Source organism: Wolbachia endosymbiont of Tuta absoluta (assembly GCF_059414725.1).
In genome coordinates, this window is record NZ_JBNRJY010000171.1 from 1 (window position 1) to 4,437 (window position 4,437).

A 4,437-nucleotide genomic window follows, 5' to 3' on the forward strand; every position below is an offset into this window, starting at 1 on the left:
TATATTCATTGCAGTTACTGACTTTCATTCTTATTGGCATATTTTTCCTTTGTCGGCTAAATATCTATTTTATAACAAATTCCATCAGTAACTGCCTGTTCTTTCCTTGAGTGGTGCAACAAAGCCATTCCAGTGTCAGCTACTCGGATGACACCATTTGCTACGCAATTTACTTTCAAAAATGAATGCTCGTACAGCTGTGTGTCAGCTACTTACATAACACCTCTCGAAAATTACTTTAGTTGCAAATATTAAGAAATTTACCAAATGAAGAAAAAAGGCAAAAGAATCCCCGTGTGACAAGTTTTATAATGTAAATTGGCGCTATAATAATGTGCTAACAAGCGCGTTTTGGCTGAATGTAGAAAAAATAAAAAAAGCCGCTATAATTTTTGTGTAATTTGCCAATAAATATTTGAGTTTTTTACTGATTTTGTAATTGAGCCTGCAGGTCAAAAATAAGGATAAATATTCTTGGTATCATAGTAAAGGGAATGACGAAATTTGTAAAGTAGTTTTCACTCAAATGACGCCCAGGCAAAAACTATATGGTTATGCAAAAAATCTATTTTTAAAACTGTTAATATAACATAGAAAAAACCTCACCTTTATTAATAATAGATTACTTACCAATTGGGTAGTCACCAGTGAAACAAGCATCACAATATTGCGGTGTAGCGTTGTTACGTTTTTCTTCTTTAACAGCCCTGTATAGGCCATCAATACTCAAGAAGGCTAGGCTATCTATTCCTATAACTTCCTTAATTTCCTCTACAGATTTATTTGCAGCAATTAAATCTTTGCACTCTGGCGTATCTATTCCATAAAAACAAGAGTGCTTAATTGGTGGACATGAAATCTTTAGGTGAATTTCTTTTACTCCTGCATCTTTTAACATAACTATTATACTTCTGAGCGTGCTACCACGCACTATACTATCGTCTATTAAAATTATGTTTTTACCCTTTAAAATATGCTTATTAGCATTGAACTTTAATTTTATTCTAACCTTACGTATTTCAGGGATTGGCTGTATAAATGTTCTTCCTATATAATGATTACGAATTATCCCCAGTTCCATAGGTAATCCTGAATGCTTTGCATATCCAATAGCTGCAGGTATTCCAGAATCAGGTATTGGTACAATCATATCTACATTGTTCTTTGGTGGACTTTCCTTTGCAAGTATTCTTCCTATTTCTTTTCTTGTATCGTATATAGACCTATTCTCCATTATGCTGTCTGGTCTTGAAAAATAAACGTATTCAAAAATACAAAAACTTGATTTTTGCTTTGGGAAAGGAAACATTGAGGCTAGCTTACTATCCGAACTGATGGTAACTAATTCGCCTGGTTCTATTTCTCTAATAAACTCTGCATTTATTATATCAAGAGCACAAGTTTCAGATGCAAGAACGTAAGAACCGTTTAACTTTCCTAAAACAAGAGGCCTGATTCCAGATGGATCACGTACTCCAATAACTACTTCTTGATTGATTGCCACAAAAGAATAAGCACCTTGTATTTGCTTTAATGCATATATAAAACTCTCTAAAAAGCTATCTTTTTCACCGCTTGCTGTCAGATGCACTACTACTTCTGTATCAATATCTGACTGAAAAACACACTCTTGTTTAATTAATTGTTCGCGTATCGGAGAAATATTAATTAAATTACCATTATGTGCTATGGCGAAATCTCCAAATTTGCCACTTTTGCCAAACATGGGCTGCACTCCAAATTTACTACCACTGGTTGAGTATCGAACATGACCTATTGCACAATCTCCAGGTAAGGATTTCTTTATTTCATCTATATCATCAAATACGCTGCTCACTTGACCTTGAAAGTGATAAGAGAGCAGCTTATCGTTGTTACTGGTTACTACACCAAAAGACTCTTGACCTCTATGCTGCAAAGCGTGGAGAGCAAGTATAGAGTTAAAAGCAGCACTTTGGTTGCAACTTATGCCAAATACCCCACACTCCTCATGTACTTCATCAAGCATGAAAAATATTAAATAAAGCCTGATTGTACTTTAGTAGAGGTAAAGTACAAGAATTTTATTTGTTAATCCCTTTCAAAGTTGAAGCTTTCTACGGTAGTTTTGATGTATACCAGAAAGTAGATTATATGCAATTAACCAATTTTGAGATTTTTGACAATTTTTTAGCACTGAAGAGAAAAAGATATTTTTATTGACTTATCTATGTATTGAAGTAATCACTAAAAAGTTTTATTGGTTATGGTATATAATATGTCTAAGCAAGTAGGTAAACAAGGTGAAAGTAATCTTATTTTAGAGCCTGAACAGTTCTCTAACAGCTTCTTCAATAGTCAACAGAGTAGTTCATCAAATCCAAAATTACCGACTATAAGTCGTAAAGATAGGCATATGGATTTAATCAAGAAAAGGTACGCAAAAAACAAAGATGTTGCAGAATATCTAAGAAGTTATGACTTTATTAAAAGAGCAGAAGAATTGTCAATAATTTATCTTTTTGAGCGAGACTCATCTTCTACGAAATTGCAAATACCATTGACTACAGATGAACAAATTCTAGTTAAAAAATTTTGTGATGAGATGATAAAAGGTATAACAGAACACGATGAGCAAGAAAGCGTTTTAAAGTACATGGAACGCATAATAGAGGGTTATTTAAATCAAGGAATAAGATTAAACTCATATTACGGTAAGGATAATAAGACTGTAACAAATTTTATATTTGAAAAAATGGAAGAATTAATTAATCGCTTTCATGCAAATCCACACAATTCAACTACAAAAAATATCATACAAAAGATCACTCGTAATTTAGTGTTAAAAGGTGGGGTAGAAAAAGGATTATCTTTTTATAGCGATATTGAAGGCGGATATTACGGCTCTAATTATTTAAATGATCTTAACGAACAATGTAAGAGTAAGAAAAAAATGCTAGAGGGTCTAGCATATGAAGGTATTGTGAAAGAAAATAACAAGCAAATTGATAAATATGATCTTGAAGTAGAAGTAGATAATAAATATTTTTATATTAAGTATCCACAAGGTAGTATTGTTGAAATTGCGAGAACTTTAAATAATGAAAAAGCTAAGGATTTAGAAGTTGGCATATTTCAGATTGAGGAAAGTATAGTAAAAGTTGAAATTACAGAAGATGGAAAAAGAAATTACACAGATATCTTAAAAGGTGGTATTGAAATATTTTTTACTACTAAAATAGGAGAGATTAGTATTTATCTACGGAAAGATGGTAACAAAATGGTAGTAGAAATTGATGAGAAAAGCAAAATAAGGTTTAGCAAGTTAGAAAACAAATCAAGCTTTGGAGGGAATTGTCTTATACAGGGAAAAAGTGTTTTAGAAGTTATGGGCAAGAGTTTTGAAAATATTCCTGAGGAGTTAACTCAGACTATTAAAAACGTTCCATCTACTAGTCTTATGCAAACATGTTTACAACAACAAGAAAACTCTAATAGGGAATTAAATTAATGTATTTTTAGGATAATAATTAAGAAATTAATTATAAACATTCATACGCATTCGATTGTAGTAGAGGATATGAGGCAGCAATTAGCACAAGAACTAAAGGCAAATGTGGTTGGTTGTCAAATAGTGATTGATTAAATCAATTTAGAGAGGTAAATAGCAGCTTTGCAGCTTGTTTTTATGAACAAAGATAAAACGTTGTAGCCAAGTGCGCTTTCGGCATTGTGCTGAATTGCAATATCTCTGTGCTCTAATTCCTCATCGCGAAATTTACTTATAGTTTCTCTTAATTCCCCATCTTCTAAATGTAAGACTTGCTCCTTGTAGTGCTCTCCGATCACTTCTTCAACTGCAGCAGTGCAAGCCATAGCGGCTTTTTTACCCATCATGGCAGTTACAACACCAAGTGATACCCCTAAAGCACCCCAAACTGGCAACAAAACAGTAGGACGAACTCTTTGCTCCTTGATTTTCTCATTAAAATAGTGGAAATGTTTTTTTTCCTGCTCCTCCATTTCAATTATTTTGTCAATTATGGAAGATTTTTTAAGAATAAATTTTTGACCAGAATAAATGCAAATGGCTCCATATTCGCCAGCATGATTTACTCTAATTGCTTGTTCTAAAAAATTTCCTTTCAATTTTTTTATATTGCTTTCCAATGTTTCCTCCATTTATTTCTGCATTAGTACTACTATAAACCAACATATTATAGAGTAAATAAAATTCCATGCATACATTGCACCAACATTGTGATTACAGGAACTTAAGTAGCAATAGCAAAAGTTACTTGACAGACTCTCCCACTTTCCCTTATCATATCAATAAGAGTATTTATCCTTGTTTTTAATCTCTGCAGATTTAACAACAAAATTCAGTAAAAAACTCAGGTATATATTGGCAGATTACATAAAATTATAGCGGCTGCATGTCTTTTTTATTTTTTCTAC

The 4,437-nt window shown here is 32.4% G+C and carries 3 protein-coding genes; 1 reads left to right on the forward strand and 2 read right to left on the reverse strand.

Annotation, left to right across the window (positions count from 1 at the left end):
• Positions 1–622 precede the first annotated feature (622 nt).
• Complete coding sequence (purF, locus tag ACJ5GX_RS01845) at positions 623–2,008, reverse strand: amidophosphoribosyltransferase (RefSeq protein WP_052265009.1); 1,386 nt, start codon at positions 2,006–2,008, stop codon at positions 623–625.
• A gap of 249 nt (positions 2,009–2,257) precedes the next feature.
• Here purF and ACJ5GX_RS01850 point away from each other — a divergent pair, with 249 nt between their 5' ends.
• Positions 2,258–3,490 (forward strand): hypothetical protein, encoded by a 1,233-nt coding sequence (locus ACJ5GX_RS01850; RefSeq protein WP_052265010.1) that lies wholly within the window; start codon positions 2,258–2,260, stop codon positions 3,488–3,490.
• Positions 3,491–3,621: 131 nt separating this feature from the next.
• On the opposite strand, the gene ACJ5GX_RS01855 is transcribed toward ACJ5GX_RS01850, so the two are convergent.
• Positions 3,622–4,161, reverse strand: coding sequence for a demethoxyubiquinone hydroxylase family protein (locus tag ACJ5GX_RS01855; protein ID WP_179943898.1), 540 nt, complete (start codon positions 4,159–4,161; stop codon positions 3,622–3,624).
• Positions 4,162–4,437 lie beyond the last annotated feature (276 nt).